Here is a 26465-nt window from a genome sequence, read left to right as displayed (position 1 = left end):
GCAACCCCGCCTTTCGCCACGTCTTTTCACGCCCGGTTCCGGCCGGGCTTCAGGGCCAAGGACATACGGGGCTTTGCCGGGGAAATCCATCAGTGCTTTGTCCGTCCCCCGGACCGGACGGCGGCGGATGGCGGCGGGCGGCGGCGGATCGGTGAGACAGGCAGGGCACAGGGATGACGCCCGCCCGCCGGCAACGGCAAGAAATTCGGCAAATTCCATATTTTGCCGGTATGGTATGCGGGGTGTCTCTGGCGTGAAGGCGGAAATCGGCGCAAGCGCTTTGCAAGCGCGGCACCGGGCCATAGATGTCCGGATGGATGACAGCAGGCGGGGCGAGAAACGATGGACTGGGACAAGCTGCGGATTTTTCATGCGGTGGCGGATGCGGGCAGCCTCACCCATGCGGGCGATTCGCTGCATCTGAGCCAGTCGGCGGTCAGCCGGCAGATCCGCGCCCTTGAAGAGCAGCTCAACACCACGCTGTTTCACCGCCATGCGCGCGGGCTGATCCTGACCGAGCAGGGCGAATTGCTGTTCGACGCGACGCGGGCGATGACCAAGCGGCTCGACGCCGCCGCCGCGCGCATCCGCGACAGCGAGGAAGAGGTCTTCGGCGAGCTTCGGGTGACCACGCCGATCGGTTTCGGCACGCTGTGGCTGGCGCCGCGCCTGCCCAAGCTCTATGAACGCTACCCCAACCTCAAGATCGACCTGATCCTCGAGGAGCGCGTGCTCGACCTGCCGATGCGCGAGGCCGACGTGGCCATCCGCATGAAGGAGCCGAGCCAGGCCGACCTGATCCGCAAGCGGCTGATGAACGTGCGGATGCGGCTTTACGCGACACAGCAATATCTCGACACAGCGGGATCGATCGCGCGGGTCGAGGATTTCGAACACCACCGGCTGATCTGTCAGAATCCCAGCTCGGCGCAGGTCTCCGCCGGGGCGGCGATGGTGCAGGAGCTGATGGCCCACAACATCCCCTCCACGCTTACCGTGAACAACTATTTCGGGGTGCTGCAGGCGGTGCTCAACAATCTCGGCGTCGGCGTGCTGCCCAATTACCTCAACGAGCATTTCCCGGGACTGCTGCGGGTGCTGCCGGATCTCGAATCCGGCGAGGTGCCGGTGTTTCTCGCCTATCCCGAGGAGCTGCGCCAATCCAAGCGCGTCGGCGCCTTTCGCGATTTCGTGCAGGAGGAGGTGCAGGCGCATCGCCGCAAACTTCGCGAACAGGCGCAGGATTAGGCAAACCGCCCGAAAACTGCCCGGCAAACAGTCATGCGCATGGCGCATGGCGGAGTTGCCGCCATGTCAGGGGTTTTGAACTTGATCGTTCACTTGGTGCCCACTATTTCACCTTTCGAAGCCGATGCTGCTTTGCGGCGCATCGCTTCATACCTCCCTGTTGGACTTGCCGGGCCGTTGTGCCCGGCTTTTTTTTGCCCTGTCGGCTTGCCCGAGACCCGCTGCCCGGCGCACCCTGTCGCCAACCGGCACGAAAGGGCGGCGCGATGCGGAACTTCGACCCGAAATCACAGCCCCCCAGATTCGCGATGCCGGTGCCGATCTTCCGGATTTTCGACGAGGCGCTGGCCCGCAGCTTCTACATCGATTTCCTCGGGTTTCGCGTGAAGTGGGAGCACCGCTTCGCCCCCGGAAGGCCGCTTTACGCCGAGATCGCGCGCGGCGGCGCGGTGCTGCACCTGACCGGCCATAACGGCGATGCCAGCCCCGGCGCCGCGGCCTATCTTCCGGTCGAGGGGCTGAGCGCCTTTCGCGACGCGCTGCACGCCAAGCGCAACCCGAACGCCCGCCCCGACATCGAAACCCGGCCATGGGGCGACGAGATGATCGTGATCGACCCCTTCTCCAACCGGCTGCGGTTTTGCGAGGAACGCTGATCGCCCGAGGAATGGCGACGCTTGACCCGGCGCATCGCTCTCCGGTTCACTCCTTATAGTTGTGTCTTTTCGAGAGCGATCCGCCATGCCCCCATCCAAGCCCCTGCCGCCCTTTATCGAAAGCTGGCCGGGTCTGGGCTTTCTGGCCCTCTGGCTGTTCACCGGCGACCTGCGCGCTGCGGGCTGGACCGGCGCCACCCTCGCGCTCACGGTCTTCGCGGCGCTGGCATGGCGGCGGCGGGCGCCGGACGGGATCGCGCTCGGGATCAACCTGTTCACCCTGCTCTGCGCGCCGCTGATCGAAACGCTGCATCTCGCCGGGCTGGCCGGGCCGCGCGACTGGATGCTGGGCCACATCCCCCCGCTGCTGCTTCTTAGCGTGGCGCTGACCGGCGCCGGGCTGACGCTGCTGACGCCGCGCGGCCTTGTCGGGCGGCCCGGCCCCGGCAGCCGCCGCGGATCGCTGGCGCTGGTGCTTCTGGCGCTCCTCGGGGCGCTCGTTCTGGCCTATCCGCCCGCCCCGGCCCTGCCGCTGAACGCGGGCGTCCTGCTGTTCGTGCTGTTCTGCGCGCGGGGCTGGCTGGCGGCGCGCCATCGCGAAACCGCCGCCTGATCCGCCACGCCCGGCCGAAAGCCGCTTTCCCCTGCGGCGGCCTGATTGTATGACGCGCGCGACCAGCAGGAGAGCGCCCGCATGTCCGACCCCCAGATCACCGACGACCTCATCGCCGCGCACGGGCTCAAGCCCGACGAATACGCGCGCATCCTAGAGATCATCGGCCGCGAGCCGAGCTTTACCGAGCTCGGCATCTTCTCGGCCATGTGGAACGAGCACTGCTCCTACAAGTCGTCGAAGAAATGGCTGCGGACCCTGCCGACCGAGGGCAGCCAGGTGATCTGCGGCCCCGGCGAGAACGCGGGCATCGTCGATATCGGCGACGGCCAGGCCGTGGTCTTCAAGATGGAGAGCCACAACCACCCGAGCTATATCGAGCCCTATCAGGGCGCGGCCACCGGTGTCGGCGGCATCCTGCGCGACGTGTTCACCATGGGCGCGCGCCCCATCGCGGCGATGAACGCGCTCAGCTTCGGCGAGATCGACCACCCCAAGACCCGCCGCCTCGTTTCGGGCGTCGTGTCGGGTGTCGGCGGCTACGGCAACTGCTTCGGCGTGCCCAATGTCGGCGGCGAGGTGCGGTTCCACCCCAGCTATAACGGCAACTGCCTCGTCAACGCCTTTGCCGCCGGCCTCGCGGATGCCGACGCGATCTTCTACTCGGCCGCCTCCGGCGTCGGCATGCCGGTGGTCTATCTGGGCGCCAAGACGGGCCGCGACGGCGTCGGCGGCGCGACCATGGCCTCGGCCGAGTTCGACGACACGATCGAGGAAAAGCGCCCCACCGTGCAGGTCGGCGACCCGTTCACCGAAAAGCGGCTGATGGAGGCGTGTCTCGAACTGATGGCCTCTGGCGCGGTGATTTCCATTCAGGACATGGGGGCCGCCGGGCTCACCTGTTCGGCGGTGGAGATGGGCGACAAGGGCAACCTCGGGATCCGGCTCGATCTCGACCGCGTGCCCTGCCGCGAGAACGCGATGACCGCCTACGAGATGATGCTGTCGGAAAGCCAGGAGCGGATGCTCATGGTGCTGCGCCCCGAGAAGGAAACGCAGGCGCGGGCGATCTTCGACAAGTGGGATCTCGACTTTGCCATCGTCGGCGAGACGATCCCCGAGGACCGCTTCCTGATCGTGCATGGCGGCGAGACCAAGGCCGACCTGCCCTTGAAGGCGCTGTCGGGCACCGCGCCGGAATATGACCGGCCATGGGTCGAAACCCCCGCCCCGGCGCCGCTCGGCCCGGTCGACGAGGTCGATGCCATCGACGGGCTGCGCGCGCTGATCGGTTCGCCCAACCACGCGCGCAAGTCGTGGGTCTGGGAGCAGTACGACCACATGGTGATGGGCGACACGGCGCGCGCGCCGGGCGCGGGATCGGGTCTGGTGCGGGTGCATGGCACCGACAAGACGCTCGCCTTCACCTCGGACGTCACACCGCGCTACGTCAAGGCGAACCCCTATGAGGGCGGCAAGCAGGCGGTGGCCGAAGCCTATCGCAACCTGATCGCCACCGGCGCCAAGCCACTGGCCGCGACCGACAACCTCAACTTCGGCAACCCCGAAAAGCCCGAGATCATGGGTCAGCTGGTCGGCGCCATCAAGGGCATCGGCGAGGCCTGCAAAGCGCTCGACATGCCGATCGTGTCCGGCAACGTGTCGCTCTACAACGAAACCGACGGCACCGGCATCCTGCCCACCCCCACCATCGGCGGCGTCGGGTTGATCGAGACGGCGGGCCGCGCCATCGGCACCGCGCCGCAGGATGGCGACGTGGCGCTGGTGCTGGGCACCACCGAGGGGCATCTGGGCCGCTCGGCGCTCATCTGGGAGATGCTGGGCCGCGACGAGGGCGACGCGCCGCATGTCGACCTGGACGCCGAGCGCGCGCATGGGCTCTTCGTGCGCGACAACCACGCGGCGATCCGCGCCTGCACCGACCTGTCGGATGGCGGCCTGGCGCTCGCGGCCTTCGAGATGGCCGAAGGCGCGGGTCTGGGCGTCGAGATCGGCGTCACCGGCACCGCGGCGCTGTTCGGCGAGGATCAGGGCCGCTACCTGATCGCCGCCGACGAAGACAACGCGGCGCTGCTGGAGGCGGCGGCGGGCGCGGCGGGTTTGCCGCTGGCGCGCGTCGGCCGGTTCGGCGGCGGGTCCGTGTCGCTTGGCGGGGCCACCGCGCCGCTGGACGGGCTGTCGCGGCTTTATCGCACCGCCTTCGAGACCGCGCTGCACATCCCGGACGCCGAGGCCGAGCTGGCGGTCTGACCCCCGGCCCTCTCACTGCCCCGGCGGCGGCCTTGCGTGCCGCCGGGGCGCCGCCTACATCTGAAGCGACACAAACTGCGAGGACGACCCCATGGCGATGAGCGCACAGGAAATCGAGGATCTGATCCGCGAGAGCTTTCCGGAGGCGAAGATTGCCATCACCGATCTCGCCGGAGACGGCAATCATTACGCCGCCGAGGTGATCGACGAAAGCTTTCGCGGCCAGAATCGGGTGCAGCAGCAACGCGCCGTCTACGCCGCGCTCAAGGGCCGCATGGACGGCCCCGCAGGCGATCTGCACGCGCTGGCGCTGACCACCAAGGCGCCCGACTGACCCCCCCATTCCCGCAAAGGACACGAGCTATGACCGCGCAGGACAACGCGACCGACGCCAAGAGCCGCATCGACGAGATCGTCAAGTCGAACGACGTCGTGCTTTTCATGAAGGGCACCAAGACCATGCCGCAATGCGGCTTTTCCAGCCGCGTCGCCGGCGTGCTCAACTTCATGAACCTCGACTTCCGGGACGTGAACGTGCTGGAGGACAACGACATCCGCCAGGGCGTCAAGGATTACTCCGACTGGCCGACCATCCCGCAGCTCTACGTCAAGGGCGAGTTCGTCGGCGGCTGCGACATCATCACCGAGATGACGCTGTCGGGTGAGCTGGACCAGATGCTGGAGCAGAACGGCGTGGCCTTCGACCGCGACGCCGCCGAGAAGATCCGCGAAGCCAACAAGGGCTGACGCCCCCGGCGAGAGACCTCGAAGGCCGCGATCCTCGCGATCGCGGCCTTTTCTTTGCGCGCAACCTTCCCTTGCGTCAACCGGGCGCGGCCTGCACAGTTTCTCGCAGGTTTTCGATTGGTGGAGGTGTTGCGATGAAATCCCTGGTCCTTGCCGCCGCGCTGGCGATGCTGGCGCCGCCCGCGCTGGCGCAGGAGGTGATCACCTCCTACGCCGCATGGCTGTCCCCCAACGACATGGTGAACTCGCGCGGGGTCCGTCTTTCCGGGATCGGCGCGATCCTTCAGCAGGACCGCGCGAACTTCCATCGTTTCGGGCGGCGCGACGAGGGCGACGGGGGCGACGGGCTGTTCGCCTCGCGCGACATGCGCGCGCGCATCCCCGATCTCTACGCGCGCGGGCCGGGCGCGCCGGCCTATATCCTCGACGACATCCGCAGCGGGCGCGGGCATTACGTCTGGGTCCGGGTCATCGGCCGCGCCGGGCGGCCCGACTACATCGAGGTGCACGAAGGCGCGGGCTAGGCGCCGATCAGACGCCCGCCTTCTCGACCCGCTCGGCCAGCGCCTCGGCCCGCGCCGTCATCTCGGCCAGCATCTCGACCAGCCCGTGCGGGATCACCGGCACCTCGACCTCGACCCTCTCGGGGTCCGAGCGCGACTTGTTGAGCGCCGCCTCGGTCTGGCTCAGCCGCTTTTCCACCTGCCGGGCGTAATTCTCGGTCTGGCGCAGCCGGTCCTCGAGCCCCGCCGTCCGGTCGGCGAGCATCAGCCCGGCCATCAGCAGCATCTTGCTCTCGGGCATGCGCCCGGATTGATGCGCGAGGTTGGCGGCCTCTTCGTCGAGCAGCCGCGCGGCGGCCTCGAGATAAGGCTCCTCGCCCGACTGGCAGGCGACGGTGAACTCCCGCCCGCCGATGGTGATTTCAACCTGCGGCATCAGTCGCGCTCCTCGACCAGCGGTTTCAGTTCGGACAGCACCGCGTCCAGCTCGGCCACCTCGGCGTCGCGCTCGGCGCGCAGCGCGTCCAGCTCGGCGGCCATGGCCCGGTCGATCAGCGTCGGGTCGGCCAGCTCGGCCGCCATCGCGTCGCGCAGCTCGCCCGCGACCTCGCGCAGCTCGGCATTGGAGCGGCGCAGCGATTGCAGCTGCCCGTCGAGATCCGCCATCTGGGCGTTCTGCGCCTCGATCCGCGCCTCGAAGGCCGCGAGGCGGTTGTCCTGCTCGTCGCGCAGCGCCTTGAGGCGGTCTTCCAGCTCGGCATTGGCCTGCTGCTGCGCATCGAGCGCGGCACCCAGCCCCGCCGCGTCGTCGCCGCCGTCGCGCGGGCTGCTTTCGATGCGGTCGAGCCCCTGGCCGATCCGGTCCAGCGCCGCCGAAAGGCGGCTTTCCAATTCGGTGATGTCGGTCATCATGCCCCTGCCTGCCCTGCCCTGTTCCGGCGCCGGGCGGCGCGTGGGACCGTCCGAATCGCACAGGGCTTCGCAAAAACCTAAACCACGCCCCGGCGGCCCGCAAACCGCGCAGGCCCGGCCCGCGCGCTTGAACTCGTCCCCGCCCCCTGTCAATACCATGCGCGACACGGGGGCCGCGCCGCGGCTTCGACGCCAAACCGGAGGACACCCATGGACATCGCCGCCCTGCGCGACAAGCATCCCGAGCACTGGAACAAGGCCGCGGCCATCCGCACGCTCACCCTCGACGCCGTCGCCGCCGCCAATTCCGGCCATTCCGGCATGCCCATGGGCATGGCCGATGTCGCGACGGTGCTGTTCGACAAGCACGTGAAATTCGACCCCAAGGCGCCGCTCTGGGCCGACCGCGACCGCTTCATCCTGTCGGTCGGGCACGGCTCGATGCTGCTCTACTCGGTGCTGCACCTGACCGGCTACGAAGAGGTCACGCTCGACGAGCTGAAGAACTTCCGCCAGTGGGGTTCCAAGACCGCCGGCCACCCCGAGAGCGAGTATCTCGACGCGGTCGAGACCACCACCGGCCCGCTCGGCCAGGGCATCGCCAACTCGGTCGGCTTCGCCATCGCCGAAGAGATGCTGCGCGCGAAATACGGCTCCAAGATCGTCGATCACCACACCTGGGTCATGGCCGGCGACGGCTGCCTGATGGAGGGCGTGAGCCAGGAGGCGATCGCGCTGGCGGGCATGCAGAAGCTCTCCAAGCTCGTCGTGTTCTTCGACGACAACGGCATCACCATCGACGGCAAGGTCTCCATCGCCGACGTCACCGACCAGGTGAAGCGTTTCGAGGCCTCGGGCTGGCACGTGCAGTCCATCGACGGCCACGACCCCGAGGCGATCGACGCCGCGATCGAGGCCGCCAAGGCCGATGACCGCCCCTCGATGATCGCCTGCAAGACGCATATCGCGCTGGGCTCCTCGGCGCAGGACACCGCCAAGGGCCACGGCGCGCTGACCGACGGCCAGCTGATCGCCGACACCAAGGCCGCCTATGGCTGGGAGCACGGCCCGTTCGAGATCCCGGCGGACATCAAGTCGCAATGGGAAGCGATGGGCGCGCGCGGCGCGCAGGCCCACGCCGCGTGGAAAGAGCGCTTCGACGCGCTGTCGGACCGCAAGAAGGCCGAGTTCGAGCGCGCCTTCGCCCGCGAGACGCCGAAAGCGCTCGCCTCGAAGATCCGCGCCTTCAAGAAGCAGGCCGTGGAAGAGGGCAAATCCGTCGCCTCGCGCAAATCCTCGGAGATGGTGCTCAACGCCATCAACCCGGTGATGACCGAAACGGTGGGCGGCTCGGCCGACCTGACCGGATCGAACAACACCAAGTCGGGCGACATGGGCGTGTTCTCGCCCGAGGACCGTTCGGGCCGCTACATCCATTACGGCATCCGCGAGCACGGCATGGCGGCGGCGATGAACGGCATCGCGCTGCATGGCGGCCTGCGCCCCTATGGCGGCACCTTCATGGCCTTCACCGATTACGCGCGCGGCGCCATGCGGCTGTCGGCGCTGATGCACCAGCCGGTGATCTACGTGATGACGCATGACAGCATCGGTCTGGGTGAAGACGGCCCGACCCACCAGCCGGTGGAGCACCTGTCGATGCTGCGCGCCACGCCCAACACGCTGGTGTTCCGCCCCGCCGACACGGTCGAGACCGCCGAGGCCTGGGAAATCGCGCTGAGCGCGACCGACCGTCCCTCGGTGCTGGCGCTGAGCCGCCAGAACCTCGCGCCGGTGCGCGTCGAGCACAAGACCAAGAACCTGACCGAGCAAGGCGCCTACGTGCTGCGCGAAGCGGGCGAAAAGCGCCGTGCGATCCTCATGGCGTCGGGCTCCGAGGTGGAGATCGCGGTCAAGGCGCGCGACATGCTCGAAGCCGAGGGCATCGGCGTGCGGATCGTCTCCGTGCCCTGCATGGAGCTGTTCGCCGCGCAGGACGAAGCCTACCGCAAGCGCGTGCTGCCCGCGGGCCCGGTCCGCGTCGCCATCGAGGCGGGCGTGCGCCAGAGCTGGGACCGGCTGCTGCTGGGCGAGCGTGGCCGCGAAGCCAAGGCGGGCTTCGTCGGCATGGAGGGCTTCGGCGCCTCCGCCCCGGCCGAAACGCTCTACGAGAAGTTCGGCATCACGGCCGAGGCCGTGGCCGAGAAGGTGAAGTCGCTGCTCTGAGCCGCGGCGCATCGCGAACGCATGGGGGCGGCCTTCGGGCCGCCCTTTTTCGTGGCATGCGGCGTTTCGGGGCGATCCGATCAGTTGAGCCGCACCGCGATCCGGCCCGCCCCCGCCACCGCCAGCGCGAGGCAGCCGCCGGCGATTGCCCAGTTCTTGACGAAGATCGTCATCTGCCACGGGTCGTCCGGCAGGAAATGGAACAGCGAGGTGACGGCGCAGTAGAGCGCCAGCGACAGCGCCACGGGCCGCACCGCCGCGCCGAACACCAGCGCCAGCCCGGCGGCGGCGTTGTAGGCCAGCGCCGGCCAGACCAGCAGCCCCGGAAGATGCCAGCCCGACAAGAGGACCGCCACCTGCGCGGGATCGAACGCCTTTTGCGCCGCACCGCCGAGAAACAGCCCCGCCAGAAGCAGGCGGCCGACCAGCAGCAGCCAGTCATCCGCGCGCGGCGCCCGGATCCTTGCGGTCTGGCTTGCGGCGGGGTCGCGATCCAGGCGCGCGAGCATGGGCGTCTCCTTTGCCGTCCTGCTGTTCTGTTTCACCCTAGCGGCTTTGATTGCCGACCACTACCGCGCGGGGGCGCTGGGGGGCGTCGGCGGACGCCCGGCGCCGAAACCGCGCCCATTGGCACGGGTGGCGGCGCGGGTGGTGGTGCTCACAGGCCGGTGACAGGGGGGCCGCAGGCCGATCTTCGGTTGACGCCGCGCCACAAATGCCGATCTTGGCGCCGAACCCAAGCCCGGCAATTCCCGAGGAGATCCCCATGGCTGTCAAGGTAGCAATCAACGGCTTCGGCCGCATCGGGCGCAACGTCCTGCGCGGCATCATCGAATCCGGCCGCACCGATATCGAGGTCGTGGCCATAAACGATCTCGGCCCGGTCGAGACCAACGCCCACCTGCTGCGCTATGACAGCGTGCATGGCCGTTTCCCGCACGAGGTGACCACCACCGAGGACACGATCGATGTCGGTCGCGGCCCGATCCGCGTCACCGCGATCCGCGATCCCAAGGAGCTGCCCTGGTCCGACGTCGACGTGGCGCTCGAATGCACCGGCATCTTCGTCAGCCACGAAAAGGCCGCGATGCATCTGGAGAACGGCTCCAAGCGCGTTCTCGTCTCCGCGCCCTGCTCGGGCGCCGAGAAGACCATCGTCTACGGCGTCAACCACGAGAGCCTGACCGCCGAGGACAAGGTCGTGTCGAACGCGTCCTGCACCACCAACTGCCTCGCGCCGGTGGCCAAGGTCCTGAACGATGCCATCGGCATCGAAAAAGGCTTCATGACCACGATCCACAGCTACACCGGCGACCAGCCGACGCTGGACACGATGCACAAGGATCTCTACCGCGGCCGCGCCGCCGCGCTGTCGATGATCCCGACCTCGACCGGCGCCGCCAAGGCCGTCGGCCTCGCCCTGCCCGAGCTGAACGGCAAGCTCGACGGCGTCGCGATCCGCGTCCCCACGCCGAACGTGTCGGTCGTCGACCTGACCTTCATCGCCTCGCGCGAGACCACGGTGGACGAGATCAACGACACGATCCGCAAGGCGGCCGGCGACGGCCCGCTCAAGGGCATCCTCGGCTTCACCGATGCGCCGCTGGTCAGCTCGGACTTCAACCATGACCCGCATTCCTCGGTGTTCCACACCGACCAGACCAAGGTCATGGAAGGCACCATGTGCCGCATCCTGACCTGGTACGACAACGAGTGGGGCTTCTCCAACCGCATGGCCGACACCGCCGTGGCGATGGGCAAGCTGGGCTGACCCGACCGCAGGCAGAGACGCGAAAGGCCGCCCCCCCCGGGGGCGGCCTTTTTCATTGGCAGAGCCGGAAGCCGCCGCGCCGCGACTTCACGTCGAGATGCAGGTGATCGGCATGGGCGGCGTCGGAGCCCGGCCCGAGCACGGTGGTGAATTCGAGACAGGCGCTCGCGCGCACCGCGTCCTGGAACGCCTCGGCCATGGTGCCGTCGCGCTCGCGCGGCTCGACCGCCACGGGGTCGCCATCGGCGAAACCGAAGGACATTATGTCGACCGCGTTGCCGAAGGCGTGCTCGGACATGGTGTCGGGGTCCGAGCTGCGGCTGCGGCAGTTGTAGACCGTGCCCTGCCGGATCTCGACCAGCGCGCCGCGCCCGAGCCGATCGGCTGCGGGCTGGCCGAAATCGCGGGTCCAGCGCGCCAGCGCCAGCGCGGTTTCGCAGCGCATCGGCGCCGGTGGCGTCAGCGCCACGCCGGGCAGCACCTCGGACAGCGTCAGGGGATGGGCGATGCCGCAATCGGCCTGATCGGGATCCTCCACCGGCGCGCCGATCTCGTAGACCGCGCCGAGCGCGTCCAGCTCCGCCATGCAGGCTTCGCGCTCGGGTTCGGTGACGGCGAGCCGCTCGGGCATCGGTGGCACTGCCTCGCGTGCCAGCCCGGCATCGGGCGTCCCGGTCCCGGTCCCGGTCTCGGTCTCGGTCTCGGTCTCGGTCTCGGTCTCGGTCTCGGTCTCGGTCTCGGTCTCGGTCTCGGAGAAATCCTCTCCCGCCTTACCCGCGTCCACCCCGCCTTGCTCGGCGGAACCGGGAGCGTCGGGGCGCGCTTCGGGCGACGGCACGGTCCCCGGCGCGCCTGTCTCGGTCTCGGCCTCCTGCCCCTCATCCGGTGCGGATTGCGGCACGAGGTCGGCGGGGCGCTCGGGCGGCAGGGGCACCTCCGTCGGAGGCGTCTGCTGCGCCATCACCGGCGCGGCGAGCAGCGCGGCCAGCGTTGCTGCGACTGCGCGCCTCATTCCACGAACTCGACAGTCACGCCCTCGGACACGAGATGCGCCAGCTCCTGGGCGTCCCAGTTGGTCATCCGCACGCAGCCATGGCTGGCCGCCTTGAACAGCGAATCCGGGTCGGAGGTGCCGTGCAGCCCGTAGGTCGGCTTCGACAGGTCGATCCAGACCGAGCCCACGGGGCCGTTCGGGCCGGGCGGCAGCAGCAGGAACTCGTCATTGTCGCCCTGCTGGAAATTCTTGTCGGGGTCGTAGCTGTAGGTCGGATCAAGCGCCACGGCCACGACCTCGACCGTGCCGGAGGGAGACGGCGTCGCGGCCGAGCCCACCGTCACCGGGTAGTTCAGCACCATGCGCCCTTCGGCGTCGAACCCCGCGAGACGGCTCGACGGCTTGCGGATCTCGATCCGCGCCACCCTGGTCTCCAGCCGCGGGCCGGGATCGACGACGGCGATGGTGGTGCCCGCCTGCCACGCGGCGCCGGGGTTGAGCGTTTCGAGAAAGCCCTGATCCATGTGAAACCGCTCGGCCAGCTTTTCGGCGATGCTGGTGTAGCCGAGCCGGTCCAGCTCGGCGAGCTTGGCGTAATCGTCGGGCAGCGGCGCGCTGAGCCCGGCGGCGTCCTCTTGGGTGATCGTGTAGCGTTGCAGCATCGGCGCGGGCTGGGTCGCGGTGAGCGCGTCCCAGACCTGTTGGTCGAGCTGACCGTCCACGGCAAAGCCTTCGCGGGTTTCGAAGGCGGCAATGGCGCTTTCGCTCATGCCGCCCTTCCAGCCATCGATGATACCGGGCGAAATCCCCGCCCGGTCGAGCAGGATCTGCGTCTTGGCGGTGATCGCGGATTGCCCGTCGGGCAGCGGCCCGCCCCCGTAGGTCGCCGCCTCGATCCGCTCCGGGGTCGGCGGCCCGCCGGCGGAGCCGGACGCCATTGGCACGGCGCCGGTTTCGCCGCGCGTGGTGGTGGTGGCGGTGGCGTCCGCGCTGCCGGTATCGGCGCCGGTCGACGCCGCGCCGCCCTGCTGGGTTTCGACCGGTCGCGCGCCGCTTTGCTCCAGCATCTGCAGCGTTTCGGGCTGGGCCGCGCTGCCCGTGCCGATGGTCGATCCGGCGGTGGCCCCGGCGTCGTCCTGCGGCGGGCTTTGCGGAACGGTCTGCGACCCCGTCGTTCCGCTGGCCGTGGCATCGCCCGTTCCCTGCAGCAGCTCGCGCGTTTCGGCGGCGATGTCGGCGGCGCTTTCGCTCGTGCCGGATTGCTGCGCCAACGCCCCGGTCGCGGCAAGGACGGAAAGGGAAACAAGGGACAGGGTTCGGCGCATCGCGGGCTCCTCGGGCGGCGGTTCGCGGATCAACGCCGCCGCCCCGTCCCGGGGTCCGCGCCTAGAGCCCCAAACGCAGCTTCAGCGCGTCCTCGACCCCCGGCGGCACGAAGGAGGACACGTCGCCGCCGAGCCGGGCGATTTCCTTGACCAGCTTGGAGGCGATCGCCTGATGCCGCGCCTCGGCCATCAGAAACACCGTCTCGACCGACTTGTCGAGCATCCGGTTCATGCCGACCATCTGGTATTCGTATTCGAAATCCGCCACCGCGCGCAGGCCGCGGATGATCATCTGCGCGCCGACATCATTGGCCGCGTCGATCAGCAGGTTCTCGAAGGGGTGGACGACGATCTCGCAGCCGCAGGCGGCGGCAATCGGCGCGGTCTCCGCCTCGATCATCGCCACGCGCTCGTCGAGCGAGAACAAGGGGCCCTTGTCACGGTTGATCGCCACGCCGATCACCAGCCTGTCGACCAGGGTGCAGGCCCGGCGGATGATGTCGGTATGCCCCAGAGTGACCGGATCGAAGGTTCCGGGATAAAGACCGATGCGCATGACGCCTCCCCGCCGCATGTTGCGCGCGCACACGACACCATGCCGGGCCGGGATGCAAGGGCCCGGCCCGGCATGGTGTCGTGTGCGCGCAAGGGATCAGTGCCCCATGATCATCCCTTCGAGCGCGTCCTTTTCCATCGACAATTCCGACAGCCGCGCCTTGACCACGTCGCCGATCGAGATGAGCCCGACCATCTCCTCGCCATCGACCACGGGGATGTGGCGGAACCGGCCCTCGGTCATGCGGCCCAGCACCAGATCGGCCACCTCGTCGCGGTGGCAGGTCACCGGGTCGGCGGTCATCATCTCGGACACCTTCTCGGTCAGGCACTCGGTGCCGCGTCGCCCGATCTCGCGCACGATGTCGCGTTCGGAGAGAATGCCAAGCGCGCGCTTTCCGTCCTGAGAGACCACCAGCGCGCCGATGCGCTTTTCCGACAGCTGCCGCGCGGCCTCGGCCACGGTGGTGTCGGGCGCGACGGTGGCGACCGCGTCGCTGGCCTTGGATTTCAGGATCTGTTGCACGAGCATGGCGCACTCCTTGGCTGGCGCCCCCGCTGGCCGGGGGCCATGCGTCAACCGTCGCGCCGGGCGCGGGCCGCTGTCAAGCATTCCGCCTCGAGCCGCGCCACCTCGGCCCGCACCCCCGCCGCCAGCGCCGCCGCGAAACGCGTCAGCCGGGCCGATCGGCGGTCGGCGGCGTGGCGCACCAGCCAGAAGGCGCGGGTGAGCCGCAGCTCGTGCTCCAGCACGCGCCGCAATTCGGGCGCGAAGGGCAGCGCGAAATCATGCACGATGCCGATGCCCGCATGGCGCAGCATCTGCAGCTGCACGGAGACCGAGTTCGACGCCAGCGGCACGCCCTTGGCCCCCAAGGCCCCGAGGTAATCGAGTTCCCGGTCGAAGATCATGTCGGGAATGTAGCCGACGAGGGGGCGCTTCAGATCCGACAGGCCGCCGGGCACCGGCGCGTCGGCCCGCTGCGCGAGGCTGAGCCGGTAATCGGTGATCTTCTGCACCGTGAGCCGCCCCGCCTCCGGCGGGCTGACGGTGACGGCCATGTCGGCCTCGCGCTTGGAGAGGTTCACCACGCGCGGCAAAGCGAGGATCTGCAATTCGAGATCCGGGTTCGCGGCCTGGATGGAGGCGCAGACTTGCGGCAGGATGAAATTGGCGCAGCCATCGGGCGCGCCGATGCGGATCTGTCCCGACAGCCCGCGATCCGGCCCGCCCGCCTCGCCCGCCAGCGCCAGCGCCGCTTCGGCGCGGGCCGCATGCGCCTGCAGCCGCTCACCCCGCGCGGTCAAGGCGTAGCCCTGCGGGCTTTTCACGAACAATGCCGTGCCGAGCCGCTCTTCGAGCCGCGCGATGCGCCGGCCCAGCGTCGCGGGATCCATGCGCAGCCCCGGCGCGGCCCCCGACAGGCTCTCGGCCCGCGCCACCGCGAGAAACACCCGAATATCGTCCCAGTTCTCGATGATCCCGCCCCCGTCATATTGCAAAAATGCAAAACCATTTTGATACCCTGTGTCTTTTACCGCCATTTGTGCAAGACTATCTTCGGGATCGACAGACACCGTTCTCGGGAGGACCGGACATGCAGGACCTGACGCATTACATCGATGGCGACCACGTGCAGGGCGGCTCGGGCCGCTTCTCGGACGTCTACAACCCCGCCACCGGCGAGGTGCAGGCGCGCGCCCCGCTCGCCTCGCGCGCCGAGATCGACCACGCGGTCGAGATCGCGCAGGCCGCGCAGCCGAAATGGGCCGCGACCAACCCGCAGCGCCGGGCGCGGGTGATGATGGAATTCGTGCGGCTTCTGAACCGCGACATGGACAAGCTGGCCGAGGCGCTGTCGCGCGAGCACGGCAAGACGCTCCCCGACGCCAAGGGCGACGTGCAGCGCGGGCTCGAGGTGGTCGAGTTCTGCGTCGGCGCGCCGCATCTTCTGAAGGGCGAATACACCGACGGCGCGGGTCCGGGCATCGACATGTATTCGATGCGCCAGCCGCTTGGCGTTTCGGCGGGGATCACCCCGTTCAACTTCCCGGCCATGATCCCGATGTGGATGTTCGCGCCCGCCATCGCCTGCGGCAACGCTTTCATCCTCAAGCCCTCCGAGCGCGCGCCCTCGGTGCCCTTGATGCTGGCCGAGCTGATGCTCGAAGCCGGGCTGCCCAAGGGCATCCTGCAGGTCGTCAACGGCGACAAGGAAGCGGTGGACGCGATCCTCGAGCATGAGGGCATCGCCTCGATCGGCTTCGTCGGCTCCACCCCGATCGCCGAGTACATCTATGGCAAGGGCTGCGCGCATGGCAAACGCGTGCAGTGCTTCGGCGGCGCCAAGAACCACATGATCGTCATGCCCGATGCCGACATGGAGCAGGCCGCCGACGCGCTGGTCGGCGCGGGCTACGGGGCCGCGGGCGAACGCTGCATGGCGATCTCGGTCGCGGTGCCGGTGGGCGAGGAGACGGCGGACCGGCTGATCGCCGCGCTCAAGCCGCGGATCGAAAGCCTCAAGGTCGGGCCCTATACCTCGGGCGACGACGTGGATTTCGGACCCGTCGTGACGGCGGCGGCCAAGGAGAACATCCTGAACCTCGTGCAGTCGGGCGTCGATGCGGGCGCCGAGCTGGTGGTCGACGGGCGCGATTTCCGGCTGCAGGGCTACGAAGAGGGCTTCTTCGTCGGCGCGCATCTGTTCGACCGCGTGACGCCGGACATGGACATCTACCGCAAGGAGATCTTCGGCCCCGTCCTGTCCACCGTGCGCGCGGCCTCCTACGAAGAGGCGCTCAAGCTCGCCATGGATCACGAAATGGGCAACGGCACCGCGATCTTCACCCGCGACGGCGACGCGGCGCGCGATTTCGCCAACCGGGTGAATGTCGGCATGGTGGGCATCAACGTGCCGATCCCGGTGCCGCTGGCCTATCACAGCTTTGGCGGCTGGAAGAAATCGGCCTTCGGCGACCTGAACCAGCACGGCACCGACAGCTTCAAGTTCTATACCAAGACCAAGACCGTCACCGCCCGCTGGCCGTCGGGCATCAAGGATGGCGGCGAGTTCAACTTCAAACCGATGGACTGACGCCTGACGCCTCACGGCGATGTGGCTCGACAGGGGGCGGCGTCCGCGGGACGCTGTCCCCATCGCGCATTTTGCGCCCGGAGATCCCGCCATGCCGACGCGTCGTGACCTGATCCTGCGCGGCCTTGCCGCCGCTGCCGCCCTGCCTCTGATGGCGTTTGCCGCACGGGCGGGCGGCGGCGGCGCCGCCGTTTCGCCCCCCGCCCCCCGCCGCGCCGGGGGGCGCGTCCCGCCATGGGACAGCTCCACGCCATCGAGATCCGCGGCTTTGCCTTCGTGCCCGCGCAGATCACTATCGCGCCGGGCGACACGGTGGTTTTCACCAACCGCGACAGCGCCCCGCACACCGCCACCTCGGAGAGCGGGCTGTTCGACAGCGGGCGGCTGGGCAACAATCAGTCGGTGCGGTTGAGTTTTTCGGCACGCGGCAGCTACCCCTACCTATGCGCGTTCCACCCGCGAATGCGCGGCATGATCACCGTCGCCTGACGGTTGTCGCGCGCCCCGGTTCCGTCTTCATCCTCCGGCCCTGTCGTCGCCCCCGGCTGGCCCGCCCCGCGGCGGTGGCGCGCGGGGTTTCGCCGACGTGATCGCCCAGCAGGGAACGCCGCCGCATCCGGGCCCGTTGACGCGGCAAATCCGGCTCAGGAGACGATTTCATGAAAACGATCATCGGCCTCGGCACCGCGCTGACCATCGCCACCGCCCCTTTCGCCCTTCAGGCCGAGCCCCGGCTCGGGGGACAGGGCGGCGCGGTGATGCAGATGCTGGGCGCGGCGATCTCCGGCGATGCCAAGGAGGTGCACAAGGCCGAGAGAAAGCTGCGCAAGGCCGCCCGCCGGGCCGGGGTGCCGGTGTCGCTCAGCACCGTGGCCGCCGCGGCGACCGGCGGTGCCGCCGCGCGCCCGACGGCACAGGCCACCCCGGCCCCGTCCGCATGCACCGCTGCGCGTGGCCGAGCGTCCCAAGCTTCGCCCCGTGGCGTTCGAGACCGCCCAGGGCATTGAGACGCCGCCCGTGACGACCGTGCAGGACGGCGCCCGGATCGAGACCTCGGCGCTCGACACCACGCCTGAAACCGCGCCCGACACCAGCCCGGTGGCCCGCCGCGTGACCAGCACGGCGGCCCCCGCAACGGCCAGCTCCGCGACCTTGGCCAGCACCGAACCGCAGATCGTGCAGGCCGAAAGCGGCATCGCCACCCCGGACGCCGACCCCGGCCAGCCGGTGCTGGCCGAGGCCGCCCCGGCCCGGCGCGATGGCGATCCGGCGCTGTTCAACGGCCAGACCGGCTATTGAACCCGACCGCGAAACCCGCATGACAAGGGCCGCCCCGAAGGGCGGCCCTTTTTCGTCCGCGGCGCGCCCCGATCACTCGGCGGCGATCTTGCGCGGCTTCAGCATCGGCTTGAGGTAATGGCCGGTATGGCTCGCCGCGACCTCGGCCACCTGTTCGGGCGTGCCGGTCGCGACCAGCGTGCCGCCGCCATCGCCGCCCTCGGGGCCGATGTCGATGATCCAGTCGGCGGTCTTCACCACGTCGAGATTGTGCTCGATCACCACCACCGTGTTGCCCGCCTCCACCAGCTCGTGCAGCACCTCCAGAAGCTTCCTCACATCCTCGAAATGCAGGCCGGTGGTCGGCTCGTCGAGGATGTAGAGCGTGCGCCCCGTGGAGCGACGCGCCAGCTCCTTGGAAAGCTTCACCCGCTGCGCCTCGCCGCCCGAAAGCGTCGTCGCCTGCTGGCCGACCTTGATGTAGCCAAGGCCGACGCGGCACAGCGCGTCCATCTTCTCGCGGATCGAGGGTACGGCGGAGAAGAACGCCTGCGCGTCCTCGACCGTCATGTCGAGCACGTCGGCGATGCTCTTGCCCTTGAACTGCACTTCGAGCGTCTCGCGGTTGTAGCGCGCGCCCTTGCAGGTCTCGCAGGTGACGTAGACGTCGGGCAGGAAGTGCATCTCGATCTTGATGACGCCGTCGCCCTGACAGGCCTCGCAGCGCCCGCCCTTGACGTTGAACGAAAACCGCCCCGGCTTGTAGCCGCGCGCCTTGGCCTCGGGCAGCCCGGCGAACCAGTCGCGGATCGGGGTAAAGGCGCCGGTATAGGTCGCGGGGTTCGAGCGCGGCGTGCGGCCGATCGGGCGCTGGTCGATGTCGATGACCTTGTCGAGATGCTCGAAGCCCTTGATGGTCTCGCAAGGTGCCGGCGCCTGCCGCGCGCCGTTGAGCTTCATCGCGGCGTTCTTGTAGAGCGTCTCGATGGTGAGCGTCGACTTGCCGCCGCCCGACACGCCGGTCACGGCCACGAACTTGCCCAGGGGGTAGTCGACCGTCAGCTCCTGCAGGTTGTTGCCGGTGGCCTTCACCACGGTCAGCGCCTTGCCGTTGCCCTCGCGCCGCTCCGACGGGACCGCGATCTCGCGGGTGCCGACGAGATACTGGCCGGTGACCGAGTCCGGGTTGGCCATGATCTCGGCGGGCGTGCCGCGCGCGACCACCGCACCGCCATGCACGCCCGCGCCCGGCCCCATGTCGAAGACGTAATCCGCCTCGCGGATCGCCTCCTCGTCATGCTCGACCACGATCACAGTGTTGCCCTGATCGCGCAGGTTCTTGAGCGTGGTCAGCAGCCGGTCATTGTCGCGCTGGTGCAGGCCGATCGACGGCTCGTCGAGCACGTAGAGCACGCCGGTCAGCCCCGAGCCGATCTGGCTCGCCAGCCGGATCCGCTGGCTTTCGCCGCCCGACAGCGTCCCGGCATTGCGCGACAGGGTCAGGTATTCGAGACCGACATTGTTGAGAAAGCCGAGCCGCTCGCGGATTTCCTTGAGGATGGCGCGGGCGATCTCGTTCTTCTGGTTGGTGAGCGCGGCGGGCACCGTCTCGCACCAGTCGAAGGCCTCCTTGATCGACATCTTCACCACTTGGCCGACATGGCGCAGATCGTCGCGCGGCCCGATCTTCACCGCCAACGCCTCTTCGCGCAGCCGGTAGCCGTGGCAGCTGCCGCAGGCGCGGTTGTTCTGGTACTGCTCCATCTCCTCGCGGACCCAGGCGCTGTCGGTCTCGCGGTAGCGGCGTTCGAGATTGGGGATCACGCCCTCGAACGGGCGCGACACCTTGTAGACCCGGCCGCCATCATCGTAGCGGAACGCGATCTCTTCCTCGCCCGAGCCGCGCAGGAACACCTCGCGCACCTTTTCGGGCAGATCCTTCCAGCGGGCGGTCTTGAAGACGCCGTAATGCTTGGAAATCGCTTCGATGGTCTGCAGGAAATAGGGCGTCTTGCCCTTGCGCCACGGCGCGATGGCGCCGTCGGCGACCTTCAGCGTGACGTCCGGCACCACGAGGCGTTCGTCGAAGAACAGCTCGACCCCGAGACCGTCGCATTTCGGGCAAGCCCCGAAGGGCGCGTTGAACGAAAACAGCCGCGGCTCGATCTCGGGGATGGTGAAGCCCGAGACGGGACAGGCGAATTTCTCCGAAAAGGTGATCCGCTCGGGCTCGCCCTCCTTCGGCGCGGTTTCGAGAATGGCGATGCCGTCGGCGAGATCGAGCGCGGTGCGAAAGCTGTCCGCGAGCCGCGTCTCCAGCCCCTCGCGCACCACGATCCGGTCGACCACCACGTCGATGTCGTGGCGGAACTTCTTGTCGAGCGTCGGCGGGGTCTCCAGCTCGTGGAATTCGCCGTTCACCTTGATCCGCTGGAAGCCCTGCTTGCGAAGCTCGATGAACTCCTTCTTGTACTCGCCCTTGCGGTCGCGGACGATAGGCGCGAGCAGGTAGCCGCGCGTGCCCTCCTCCATCGCCATGACCCGGTCGACCATGTCCTGCACCTGCTGCGCCTCGATCGGCTGGCCGGTGGCGGGGGAGTACGGCGTGCCGACGCGGGCGAACAGAAGCCGCATGTAATCGTAGATCTCGGTGACGGTGCCGACCGTGGAGCGCGGGTTCTTCGACGTCGTCTTCTGCTCGATCGAGATCGCGGGGCTCAGCCCCGAGATATGATCGACATCGGGCTTTTCCATCATGTCGAGGAACTGCCGCGCATAGGCCGAGAGGCTCTCGACATAGCGGCGCTGGCCTTCGGCATAGATCGTGTCGAAGGCCAGCGAAGACTTGCCCGAGCCCGAAAGCCCCGTGATCACGACAAGCTCGTCGCGCGGGATGTCCACGTCGATGTTCTTGAGGTTGTGCTCGCGCGCGCCACGCACCTCGATATGCTTCAGTTCCGGCATGCAGGTCCCCACCAATGTCCAGCCCGGAAGATAGGGCCAAGCCACCCGATCTCCAACCGCGAAATGAGAACAAAATAGTAACACATGGCAGGGCTGCGCGAAATGCCGCATCCCGGCGCCGGTGCGGGCCGGGATGCGGCACGGCGCCGGGGCGCCGGTCAGGCCGGGTTCAGAGCCCGCCCATCCGCGCGGGCCAGGCGTGGCGTTGCCAGAAGCCGCGACGGGGCGGCGCGGTGGCCGCCAGAAGCGCCCGAGACGGCCCGGCGGCGATCAGATCGTGCAGCCGTGCATTGAGCGCCATGTCGGCCTGCCCGGTCACAGGCAGGCCCTGATCGGCTTCGAAGCCGCTGATGGCGTGCGACAGGTGCGGCCCGTGCAAGCCGTCGAGCGCGCCCGGATCATAGCCCAGATGCCGCAGCAGCAGCTGGATTTCGAGGGTCTCGTCGCGATCCGGCAGCATGGCCTGCGCGGGTGCCACGGACATGGCCAGCCCCGCGGCAAGGCAGAGAATTGAAATACGCATGATGCACCCCTTACCGAAAACAACTTCCCGAGGCTGCATCCTAACATGAAAACCCCCCGGCCGCTCGGACCGGGGGGCGTTCGTCACCTTGCGCGGCGGCGGGGCTCAGTAATGGAGCGCGCGACCGTAAGCGTCGAGCACGCTTTCATGCATCATCTCGGAGAGCGTCGGATGCGGGAACACCGTCTCCATCAGCTCTTTTTCCGTGGTCTCGAGCGTGCGGCCCACGACATAGCCTTGGATCAGCTCGGTCACCTCGGCGCCGACCATGTGGGCGCCCAGAAGCTCGCCTGTTTTGGCATCGAACACGGTCTTGACCATGCCCTCGGCCTCGCCCAGCGCGATCGCCTTGCCATTGCCGATGAACGGGAAGCGGCCGACCTTGACATCAAAGCCCAGCTCCTTGGCCTTGGCCTCGGAATAGCCGACCGACGCCACCTGCGGCTGGCAATAGGTGCAGCCCGCGATGCTTTCGGGTTTCACCGGGTGCGGCTTTTCGCCGGCGATCAGCTCGGCCACCATGACGCCTTCATGCGACGCCTTGTGCGCCAGCCACGGCGCGCCGGCGATGTCGCCGATGGCATAGAGCCCCTCGACCCCGGTGCGGCAGTATTCATCGGTGATGACATGGGTGCGGTCGATCTTGACGCCCAGCTCTTCGAGCCCGAGCCCTTCGGTGTTGCCGACGATGCCGACCGCCGAGATCACCGTGTCGAACTCCTGCGTCTCAACCTTGCCCTTGCTTTCGATATGGGCGGTCACCTTGCCCTTGCCGCGATCGAGCTGCTTGACCACGGATTTTTCCATGATTTTCATGCCCTGCTTGACGAACTGCTTCTTGGCGAAGCCCGAGATCTCGGCGTCTTCGACCGGCAGGATCCGGTCCATCACCTCGACCACCGTCGTTTCGGCGCCGAGCGTGTTGTAGAAGCTCGCGAACTCGATGCCGATCGCGCCCGAGCCGATCACCAGCAGCTTCTTGGGCATGCGCGGCGGCACCAGCGCGTGGCGGTAGGACCAGACCAGATCGCCATCGGCCTCGAGCCCCGGCAGGTCGCGCGCGCGCGCGCCGGTGGCGAGCACGATGTTCTTGGCGGTCAGCTCCTCGGAGCCCTTCTCGGTCTTGACCGTGACCTTGCCCTTGGCGGGGATGGTGGCTTCGCCCATCACCACCTCGATCTTGTTCTTCTTCATCAGGTGGCCGATGCCCGAGGAGAGCTGCTTGGCCACCCCGCGCGAGCGCTTGACCACCGCGTCGAGATCGTAGCCGATGTTCTCTGCCTTGAGCCCGAACTCCTTGGCGCGGTGCATCAGGTGGAACACCTCGGAGGTGCGCAGCATCGCCTTGGTCGGGATGCAGCCCCAGTTGAGGCAGATGCCGCCGAGATTTTCGCGTTCGACGATCACGACCTTCTGGCCCAGCTGGGCGGCGCGGATCGCGGCGACATAGCCGCCGGGGCCGGCCCCGATCACGATCAGGTCGAAGTTCTTGGCGGCCATAGGTGTCCCTCCTGGTGGTCCCCTGAAAATTGGTTTGACGCTAAACTAATTTGCACCAGGCTTCCAGACGGCCCGGCGCATGGCAGCCCTGCGTCCCGGCGCGATGTCAGGTTTTCGCCTTCAGCCGCTCGAGCACCGCGCCGTAGCCGCCATCCTGCATCCAGGCCTGTTCCGCCGGTGTGGTCTGGCGCCCGAGCGCGGCGTTGCGGAACGGGAAACGGCCGAATTCGCGGATCACCTCGCGATGCGCGCGGGCGTGCAGCAGGTTGTCGTCGGCGCCGGGCATGCGGTCGCAGAACAGCCGCACCGCGCGGTCCTGGTCGACGAGGTTTTCCGAATGCATCAGCGGCAGGTAGAAGAACTGCCGCCCCGGCGGCACGATCTCGCGGTCCCAGGCGTTGTCGACCGCGAGCTTGGCGACCGAGCGAGCTTGGTCGTCGAGCGCGAAGGCGCGCGCGTCGCCGCGCCAGATGTTGCGCGCGAACTGGTCGGTGACGATGATATAGGCCAGCGCGCCGTTGGGCTCGGTCAACCAGTGGCCAAGCGCCCCTTCGGCGGCCTTGTCCCACTGCGCGCCGAAGCGGTCGCGGATCGTCGCGTCGAGATCGTCATCGGCGATGTACCATTGCTTCGGCTCGACCTCCTCGAGCCAGAAGGCCAGCACCTTTTCGGCCTCGGATGGCGGCTCGGCCTGCGCGGTGACGGGGGTGGCGGTCATGGCGGTCCTCCTCAAACGTCGTTCCCCCAAACCTGCCCCAACCCCGCGCCGGGTCAAGCGCGAAGGCGCGCCGCACCGGATTCACGCGGCGTACCCCCCGGCGCGGGCTCAGGCGACCTCGTCGCGCGCCTCCTCCATCTGCTCGATCTCGTGCTCGATATAGACCTCCTGCGCGACCTCGGCGGCCACCGCCGTGCCGGTCGCCGAAATCGGCGCGTAGCTGACCGAGTCGCCCACCTCGACGCCGCGATCCGGGCGGCGCAGCATGCGCCAGCCGGCATAGCCCGCCAGCCCCAGCAACAGCACCGCGACAAAGCCCCAGAAGCCGTGCGCGCCGACATTGTCGAGCATCCAGCCCACCACCAGCGGGCCGGCGATGGCGCCGACGCCGTTGATGAACAACAGCCCGCCCGAGGCCGCCGCCATGTCCTCGCGGTCGAGGTAGTCGTTGGCATAGGCGATGAGCAGCGCGTAGAGCGGATTCGAGCTGCCGCCCACCACCGCCGCCGACACCAGGATCAGCGTCACCTGCCCCGGGATCAGGAACGCCGTCAGCGCTGCCGCGCCGCCCACCCCCGACAGCCCGAGAATGAGCCAGCGCCGGTCGATCCGGTCCGACAGCCAGCCGATCGGGAACTGTGCCACCAGCGCGCCGATATAGGTGATCGAGACCAGCAGCGAGATCTGCGGCACCGTCAGCCCGGCCCGCGCGCCGTAGACCGCCGACATGCCGAACTGCGCGGCAAAGACGCCGCCCAGGAGGAACATGCCCATGCAGGCCAGCGGCGAGGCCTCGATCAGCTGCTTGATCGGCAGCGGCTTCGTGGTGGTGAAGACCGGCGCCGGGCTCACCGACAGCAGGATCGGCGCGAAGGCCATCGACACCAGCACCGACGGGATGATGAACAGGATATAGCCCGACACGTCGCCCAGCGTCACGAGATACTGCGCCATGACGATGCCCGCCATCTGCACGATCATGTAAAGCGACAGCGCCTTGCCCCGGCTTTCGTTCGAGGCGGCGTCGTTGAGCCAGCTCTCGGCGGTGATGTAGACCCCGCAGAAGCAAAAGCCGATCACCACCCGGCCCAGCGTCCAAGCCCATGGTTCGGTCAGCGCCGGATACAGGATCAGCACCGCCGAGATGGTCGAGCCCAATGCTGCGAAGACGCGCACATGGCCGACCCGGCGGATCATCTTGGGCGCGTAGCGCGACGCGAACAAAAACCCCGCGAAATAGGCCGACATGATGATCGACATCTCGATCGTCGAGAATCCCTCGACCTCGCCGCGCAGGCCCAGCAGCGTGCCCTGCAAGCCATTGCCGATCATCAGCATGAACATGCCGAGCAAAAGCGCCCAGGAGCTCCCGAGAACCTGTATCATGGCCTGTTCCTTTCTGCCGGCTTCACGGCCCGGCTACCCCGTCGCGTCAGCGCGGGTCTCACAGCAATGCGACGAAAAATGCGACGGAAGCGAAGCGGCGTCAGCGCGCGCCGCGCGGCAGCAGCAGCGAGGCATCCCCGTAGGAGAAGAAACGGTAGCGATTCGCAATGGCGTGATCGTAGATCCGGCGGATTTCCTCCACGCCCATCAGCGCCGAGACCAGCATCATCAGCGTCGATTTCGGCAGGTGGAAATTGGTCATCAGCCCATGCGCCACCCGGAACTCGAAACCCGGCGTGATGAAGATGTCGGTCTCGCCCACCCACGGCATGATCCGGCCGCCGCGCGCGGCGCTCTCGATCAGCCGCAGCGCGGTGGTGCCGACCGGGATCACACGCCCGCCCGTCGCGCGGGTGGCGGCGATCTCGGCGGCGGCCTTCTCGCTCACCTCGCCCCATTCGGCGTGCATCTTGTGGTCGCGGATGTCGTCGACCTTGACCGGCAGGAAGGTGCCCGCGCCGACATGCAGCGTCACATGGGTGAACGACACGCCGCGCGCATCGAGCGCCGCCATCAGCGGCGCATCGAAATGCAGCGAGGCGGTCGGCGCCGCGACGGCGCCGGGGCGCGCGGCCCAGACGGTCTGGTAATCCTCGCGGTCGCTGTCATCGGCGGCGCGCTTGGCCGCGATATAGGGCGGCAGCGGCATCGCGCCGACCTCGGCGATCGCGGCGTCGAAATCCTCGCCCTCCAGATCGAAGCGCAGCACCGCCTGGTCGGCCTCGCGGCCCACCAGCTCGGCCGAAAGGCGGTCGGAGAACACCACCACCTCGCCCTCGCGCAGCTTGCGCAGCGGCTTGACCAGCGCCGACCACGCGCCGTCGGCGCGCGGCGCAAGCAGCGTCACCTCGATCTTCGCGGCCCCCTCGCCCGCCGCACCGGGCCGGGTGCGCACGCCCGACAGCCGCGCCGGGATCACCTTGGTGTCGTTGAGCACGAGCCGGTCGCCGGGGCGCAGGATCGACGCCAGGTCGGAAACGACGCGATCGGCGATCTCGTCGCCCTGCGCCAGCAGCAGCCGCGCCGAAGAGCGCGGTCGCGCGGGCCGGGTGGCGATCAGCTCCTCGGGCAGGTCGAAATCGAAATCCGAGAGCTTCATGAAATTCCCCAAGTCAGG

27 protein-coding genes are annotated in these 26465 nt (G+C 68.4%); 13 read left to right on the top strand and 14 right to left on the bottom strand.

What is annotated here, in order from left to right; all coding sequences use genetic code 11:
• The first annotated feature begins 342 nt into the window (after positions 1 to 342).
• The 7 genes from LOKHON_RS06085 to LOKHON_RS06055 all read left to right on the top strand — a co-directional run bounded on the left by LOKHON_RS06085 (position 343) and on the right by LOKHON_RS06055 (position 6059).
• Positions 343 to 1248 (top strand): LysR family transcriptional regulator, encoded by a 906-nt coding sequence (locus tag LOKHON_RS06085; RefSeq protein ID WP_017928371.1) that lies wholly within the window; start codon positions 343 to 345, stop codon positions 1246 to 1248.
• Between the two features lie 266 nt (positions 1249 to 1514).
• Complete coding sequence (locus LOKHON_RS06080) at positions 1515 to 1904, top strand: glyoxalase superfamily protein (protein WP_017928370.1); 390 nt, start codon at positions 1515 to 1517, stop codon at positions 1902 to 1904.
• A gap of 85 nt (positions 1905 to 1989) precedes the next feature.
• On the top strand, positions 1990 to 2517 hold the full coding sequence (locus LOKHON_RS06075; RefSeq protein WP_017928369.1) for a hypothetical protein: 528 nt from the start codon (positions 1990 to 1992) through the stop codon (positions 2515 to 2517).
• Between the two features lie 81 nt (positions 2518 to 2598).
• Positions 2599 to 4788: a phosphoribosylformylglycinamidine synthase subunit PurL gene (gene purL, locus LOKHON_RS06070; RefSeq protein ID WP_017928368.1), complete on the top strand. Its 2190-nt coding sequence runs from the start codon at positions 2599 to 2601 to the stop codon at positions 4786 to 4788.
• Between the two features lie 91 nt (positions 4789 to 4879).
• Positions 4880 to 5122, top strand: a complete 243-nt coding sequence (locus tag LOKHON_RS06065; protein ID WP_017928367.1) for a BolA/IbaG family iron-sulfur metabolism protein — start codon at positions 4880 to 4882, stop codon at positions 5120 to 5122.
• Positions 5123 to 5151: 29 nt separating this feature from the next.
• Positions 5152 to 5535, top strand: coding sequence for a Grx4 family monothiol glutaredoxin (grxD, locus tag LOKHON_RS06060; RefSeq protein WP_017928366.1), 384 nt, complete (start codon positions 5152 to 5154; stop codon positions 5533 to 5535).
• A 134-nt stretch (positions 5536 to 5669) separates the two neighbouring features.
• On the top strand, positions 5670 to 6059 hold the full coding sequence (locus LOKHON_RS06055) for a hypothetical protein (protein ID WP_017928365.1): 390 nt from the start codon (positions 5670 to 5672) through the stop codon (positions 6057 to 6059).
• A gap of 7 nt (positions 6060 to 6066) precedes the next feature.
• On the opposite strand, the gene LOKHON_RS06050 is transcribed toward LOKHON_RS06055, so the two are convergent.
• The gene (locus LOKHON_RS06050) at positions 6067 to 6474 is read right to left on the bottom strand and encodes a cell division protein ZapA (protein WP_017928364.1); all 408 of its coding nucleotides are present in this window, start codon (positions 6472 to 6474) and stop codon (positions 6067 to 6069) included.
• Positions 6474 to 6947: a hypothetical protein gene (locus LOKHON_RS06045; RefSeq protein WP_033315524.1), complete on the bottom strand. Its 474-nt coding sequence runs from the start codon at positions 6945 to 6947 to the stop codon at positions 6474 to 6476. The genes LOKHON_RS06050 and LOKHON_RS06045 overlap by 1 nt, the downstream gene beginning before the upstream one ends.
• Before the next feature lie 213 nt (positions 6948 to 7160).
• Between LOKHON_RS06045 and tkt the strand changes: the two genes are divergently transcribed.
• Positions 7161 to 9176 (top strand): transketolase, encoded by a 2016-nt coding sequence (tkt, locus tag LOKHON_RS06040; protein WP_017928362.1) that lies wholly within the window; start codon positions 7161 to 7163, stop codon positions 9174 to 9176.
• 80 nt (positions 9177 to 9256) lie between these two features.
• Here tkt and LOKHON_RS06035 read toward each other — a convergent pair whose 3' ends face one another.
• Positions 9257 to 9685: a DoxX family protein gene (locus LOKHON_RS06035; RefSeq protein WP_017928361.1), complete on the bottom strand. Its 429-nt coding sequence runs from the start codon at positions 9683 to 9685 to the stop codon at positions 9257 to 9259.
• 257 nt (positions 9686 to 9942) lie between these two features.
• On the opposite strand from LOKHON_RS06035, the gene gap reads away from it, so the two are divergent.
• Positions 9943 to 10947 carry a type I glyceraldehyde-3-phosphate dehydrogenase gene (gene gap, locus LOKHON_RS06030; RefSeq protein WP_017928360.1) on the top strand — a complete coding sequence of 335 codons (1005 nt, stop codon included), beginning with the start codon at positions 9943 to 9945 and terminating at the stop codon, positions 10945 to 10947.
• A gap of 52 nt (positions 10948 to 10999) precedes the next feature.
• On the opposite strand, the gene LOKHON_RS06025 is transcribed toward gap, so the two are convergent.
• From LOKHON_RS06025 to LOKHON_RS06005, 5 genes are all read right to left on the bottom strand, one after another.
• Complete coding sequence (locus tag LOKHON_RS06025; RefSeq protein WP_017928359.1) at positions 11000 to 11959, bottom strand: extensin-like domain-containing protein; 960 nt, start codon at positions 11957 to 11959, stop codon at positions 11000 to 11002.
• Positions 11956 to 13266, bottom strand: a complete 1311-nt coding sequence (locus LOKHON_RS06020; RefSeq protein ID WP_245631435.1) for a L,D-transpeptidase family protein — start codon at positions 13264 to 13266, stop codon at positions 11956 to 11958. Before LOKHON_RS06020 ends, LOKHON_RS06025 begins: the two co-directional genes overlap by 4 nt.
• Before the next feature lie 61 nt (positions 13267 to 13327).
• Positions 13328 to 13822 carry a pantetheine-phosphate adenylyltransferase gene (gene coaD, locus LOKHON_RS06015; protein ID WP_017928357.1) on the bottom strand — a complete coding sequence of 165 codons (495 nt, stop codon included), beginning with the start codon at positions 13820 to 13822 and terminating at the stop codon, positions 13328 to 13330.
• 96 nt (positions 13823 to 13918) lie between these two features.
• Positions 13919 to 14353, bottom strand: a complete 435-nt coding sequence (locus LOKHON_RS06010; protein WP_017928356.1) for a CBS domain-containing protein — start codon at positions 14351 to 14353, stop codon at positions 13919 to 13921.
• Between the two features lie 44 nt (positions 14354 to 14397).
• Positions 14398 to 15300: a LysR family transcriptional regulator gene (locus LOKHON_RS06005; RefSeq protein ID WP_033315521.1), complete on the bottom strand. Its 903-nt coding sequence runs from the start codon at positions 15298 to 15300 to the stop codon at positions 14398 to 14400.
• 119 nt (positions 15301 to 15419) lie between these two features.
• Between LOKHON_RS06005 and LOKHON_RS06000 the strand changes: the two genes are divergently transcribed.
• The 4 genes from LOKHON_RS06000 to LOKHON_RS05985 all read left to right on the top strand — a co-directional run bounded on the left by LOKHON_RS06000 (position 15420) and on the right by LOKHON_RS05985 (position 18218).
• Positions 15420 to 16919: a CoA-acylating methylmalonate-semialdehyde dehydrogenase gene (locus LOKHON_RS06000; RefSeq protein ID WP_017928354.1), complete on the top strand. Its 1500-nt coding sequence runs from the start codon at positions 15420 to 15422 to the stop codon at positions 16917 to 16919.
• 234 nt (positions 16920 to 17153) lie between these two features.
• Positions 17154 to 17408, top strand: a complete 255-nt coding sequence (locus LOKHON_RS05995; RefSeq protein WP_036082395.1) for a cupredoxin domain-containing protein — start codon at positions 17154 to 17156, stop codon at positions 17406 to 17408.
• A gap of 170 nt (positions 17409 to 17578) precedes the next feature.
• Positions 17579 to 17926 carry a hypothetical protein gene (locus tag LOKHON_RS05990; protein ID WP_036082392.1) on the top strand — a complete coding sequence of 116 codons (348 nt, stop codon included), beginning with the start codon at positions 17579 to 17581 and terminating at the stop codon, positions 17924 to 17926.
• 10 nt (positions 17927 to 17936) lie between these two features.
• Positions 17937 to 18218 carry a hypothetical protein gene (locus LOKHON_RS05985; RefSeq protein ID WP_162561761.1) on the top strand — a complete coding sequence of 94 codons (282 nt, stop codon included), beginning with the start codon at positions 17937 to 17939 and terminating at the stop codon, positions 18216 to 18218.
• A 72-nt stretch (positions 18219 to 18290) separates the two neighbouring features.
• Here LOKHON_RS05985 and uvrA read toward each other — a convergent pair whose 3' ends face one another.
• From uvrA to queA, 6 genes are all read right to left on the bottom strand, one after another.
• The gene (gene uvrA / locus LOKHON_RS05980; protein WP_017928351.1) at positions 18291 to 21161 is read right to left on the bottom strand and encodes an excinuclease ABC subunit UvrA; all 2871 of its coding nucleotides are present in this window, start codon (positions 21159 to 21161) and stop codon (positions 18291 to 18293) included.
• A 169-nt stretch (positions 21162 to 21330) separates the two neighbouring features.
• Positions 21331 to 21684 (bottom strand): peptidoglycan-binding domain-containing protein, encoded by a 354-nt coding sequence (locus LOKHON_RS05975; RefSeq protein WP_162561760.1) that lies wholly within the window; start codon positions 21682 to 21684, stop codon positions 21331 to 21333.
• A gap of 105 nt (positions 21685 to 21789) precedes the next feature.
• Positions 21790 to 23184 carry a dihydrolipoyl dehydrogenase gene (lpdA, locus tag LOKHON_RS05970; protein ID WP_017928349.1) on the bottom strand — a complete coding sequence of 465 codons (1395 nt, stop codon included), beginning with the start codon at positions 23182 to 23184 and terminating at the stop codon, positions 21790 to 21792.
• A gap of 106 nt (positions 23185 to 23290) precedes the next feature.
• Positions 23291 to 23902 (bottom strand): DUF924 family protein, encoded by a 612-nt coding sequence (locus tag LOKHON_RS05965; RefSeq protein WP_017928348.1) that lies wholly within the window; start codon positions 23900 to 23902, stop codon positions 23291 to 23293.
• Between the two features lie 108 nt (positions 23903 to 24010).
• Positions 24011 to 25288, bottom strand: a complete 1278-nt coding sequence (locus LOKHON_RS05960; protein WP_017928347.1) for an MFS transporter — start codon at positions 25286 to 25288, stop codon at positions 24011 to 24013.
• Positions 25289 to 25388: 100 nt separating this feature from the next.
• On the bottom strand, positions 25389 to 26447 hold the full coding sequence (gene queA, locus LOKHON_RS05955; protein ID WP_017928346.1) for a tRNA preQ1(34) S-adenosylmethionine ribosyltransferase-isomerase QueA: 1059 nt from the start codon (positions 26445 to 26447) through the stop codon (positions 25389 to 25391).
• Between the last annotated feature and the right edge of the window lie 18 nt (positions 26448 to 26465).

Origin of the sequence: Limimaricola hongkongensis DSM 17492 (genome assembly GCF_000600975.2) — a bacterium.
Taxonomy (GTDB): Bacteria; Pseudomonadota; Alphaproteobacteria; order Rhodobacterales; family Rhodobacteraceae; genus Limimaricola; species Limimaricola hongkongensis.
Note: the sequence above shows the minus strand (reverse complement) of the source record. Positions and strands in the feature narration are given on the sequence as shown.

What these genes read in the sequence shown, in the direction of transcription:
- LOKHON_RS06025 (WP_017928359.1), bottom strand. Translation starts at nt 11,959, where the DNA reads ATGAGGCGCGCAGTCGCAGCAACGCTGGCCGCGCTGCTCGCCGCGCCG.
- LOKHON_RS06000 (WP_017928354.1), top strand. Translation starts at nt 15,420, where the DNA reads ATGCAGGACCTGACGCATTACATCGATGGCGACCACGTGCAGGGCGGC.
- LOKHON_RS06065 (WP_017928367.1), top strand. Translation starts at nt 4,880, where the DNA reads ATGGCGATGAGCGCACAGGAAATCGAGGATCTGATCCGCGAGAGCTTT.
- LOKHON_RS06010 (WP_017928356.1), bottom strand. Translation starts at nt 14,353, where the DNA reads ATGCTCGTGCAACAGATCCTGAAATCCAAGGCCAGCGACGCGGTCGCC.
- uvrA (WP_017928351.1), bottom strand. Translation starts at nt 21,161, where the DNA reads ATGCCGGAACTGAAGCATATCGAGGTGCGTGGCGCGCGCGAGCACAAC.
- LOKHON_RS05995 (WP_036082395.1), top strand. Translation starts at nt 17,154, where the DNA reads ATGGGACAGCTCCACGCCATCGAGATCCGCGGCTTTGCCTTCGTGCCC.
- LOKHON_RS06080 (WP_017928370.1), top strand. Translation starts at nt 1,515, where the DNA reads ATGCGGAACTTCGACCCGAAATCACAGCCCCCCAGATTCGCGATGCCG.
- LOKHON_RS05960 (WP_017928347.1), bottom strand. Translation starts at nt 25,288, where the DNA reads ATGATACAGGTTCTCGGGAGCTCCTGGGCGCTTTTGCTCGGCATGTTC.
- purL (WP_017928368.1), top strand. Translation starts at nt 2,599, where the DNA reads ATGTCCGACCCCCAGATCACCGACGACCTCATCGCCGCGCACGGGCTC.
- LOKHON_RS05990 (WP_036082392.1), top strand. Translation starts at nt 17,579, where the DNA reads ATGAAAACGATCATCGGCCTCGGCACCGCGCTGACCATCGCCACCGCC.
- queA (WP_017928346.1), bottom strand. Translation starts at nt 26,447, where the DNA reads ATGAAGCTCTCGGATTTCGATTTCGACCTGCCCGAGGAGCTGATCGCC.
- LOKHON_RS05975 (WP_162561760.1), bottom strand. Translation starts at nt 21,684, where the DNA reads ATGCGTATTTCAATTCTCTGCCTTGCCGCGGGGCTGGCCATGTCCGTG.
- LOKHON_RS06020 (WP_245631435.1), bottom strand. Translation starts at nt 13,266, where the DNA reads ATGCGCCGAACCCTGTCCCTTGTTTCCCTTTCCGTCCTTGCCGCGACC.
- grxD (WP_017928366.1), top strand. Translation starts at nt 5,152, where the DNA reads ATGACCGCGCAGGACAACGCGACCGACGCCAAGAGCCGCATCGACGAG.
- LOKHON_RS06085 (WP_017928371.1), top strand. Translation starts at nt 343, where the DNA reads ATGGACTGGGACAAGCTGCGGATTTTTCATGCGGTGGCGGATGCGGGC.
- gap (WP_017928360.1), top strand. Translation starts at nt 9,943, where the DNA reads ATGGCTGTCAAGGTAGCAATCAACGGCTTCGGCCGCATCGGGCGCAAC.
- LOKHON_RS05965 (WP_017928348.1), bottom strand. Translation starts at nt 23,902, where the DNA reads ATGACCGCCACCCCCGTCACCGCGCAGGCCGAGCCGCCATCCGAGGCC.
- LOKHON_RS06045 (WP_033315524.1), bottom strand. Translation starts at nt 6,947, where the DNA reads ATGACCGACATCACCGAATTGGAAAGCCGCCTTTCGGCGGCGCTGGAC.
- LOKHON_RS06035 (WP_017928361.1), bottom strand. Translation starts at nt 9,685, where the DNA reads ATGCTCGCGCGCCTGGATCGCGACCCCGCCGCAAGCCAGACCGCAAGG.
- LOKHON_RS06050 (WP_017928364.1), bottom strand. Translation starts at nt 6,474, where the DNA reads ATGCCGCAGGTTGAAATCACCATCGGCGGGCGGGAGTTCACCGTCGCC.
- LOKHON_RS06055 (WP_017928365.1), top strand. Translation starts at nt 5,670, where the DNA reads ATGAAATCCCTGGTCCTTGCCGCCGCGCTGGCGATGCTGGCGCCGCCC.
- tkt (WP_017928362.1), top strand. Translation starts at nt 7,161, where the DNA reads ATGGACATCGCCGCCCTGCGCGACAAGCATCCCGAGCACTGGAACAAG.
- LOKHON_RS06075 (WP_017928369.1), top strand. Translation starts at nt 1,990, where the DNA reads ATGCCCCCATCCAAGCCCCTGCCGCCCTTTATCGAAAGCTGGCCGGGT.
- coaD (WP_017928357.1), bottom strand. Translation starts at nt 13,822, where the DNA reads ATGCGCATCGGTCTTTATCCCGGAACCTTCGATCCGGTCACTCTGGGG.
- lpdA (WP_017928349.1), bottom strand. Translation starts at nt 23,184, where the DNA reads ATGGCCGCCAAGAACTTCGACCTGATCGTGATCGGGGCCGGCCCCGGC.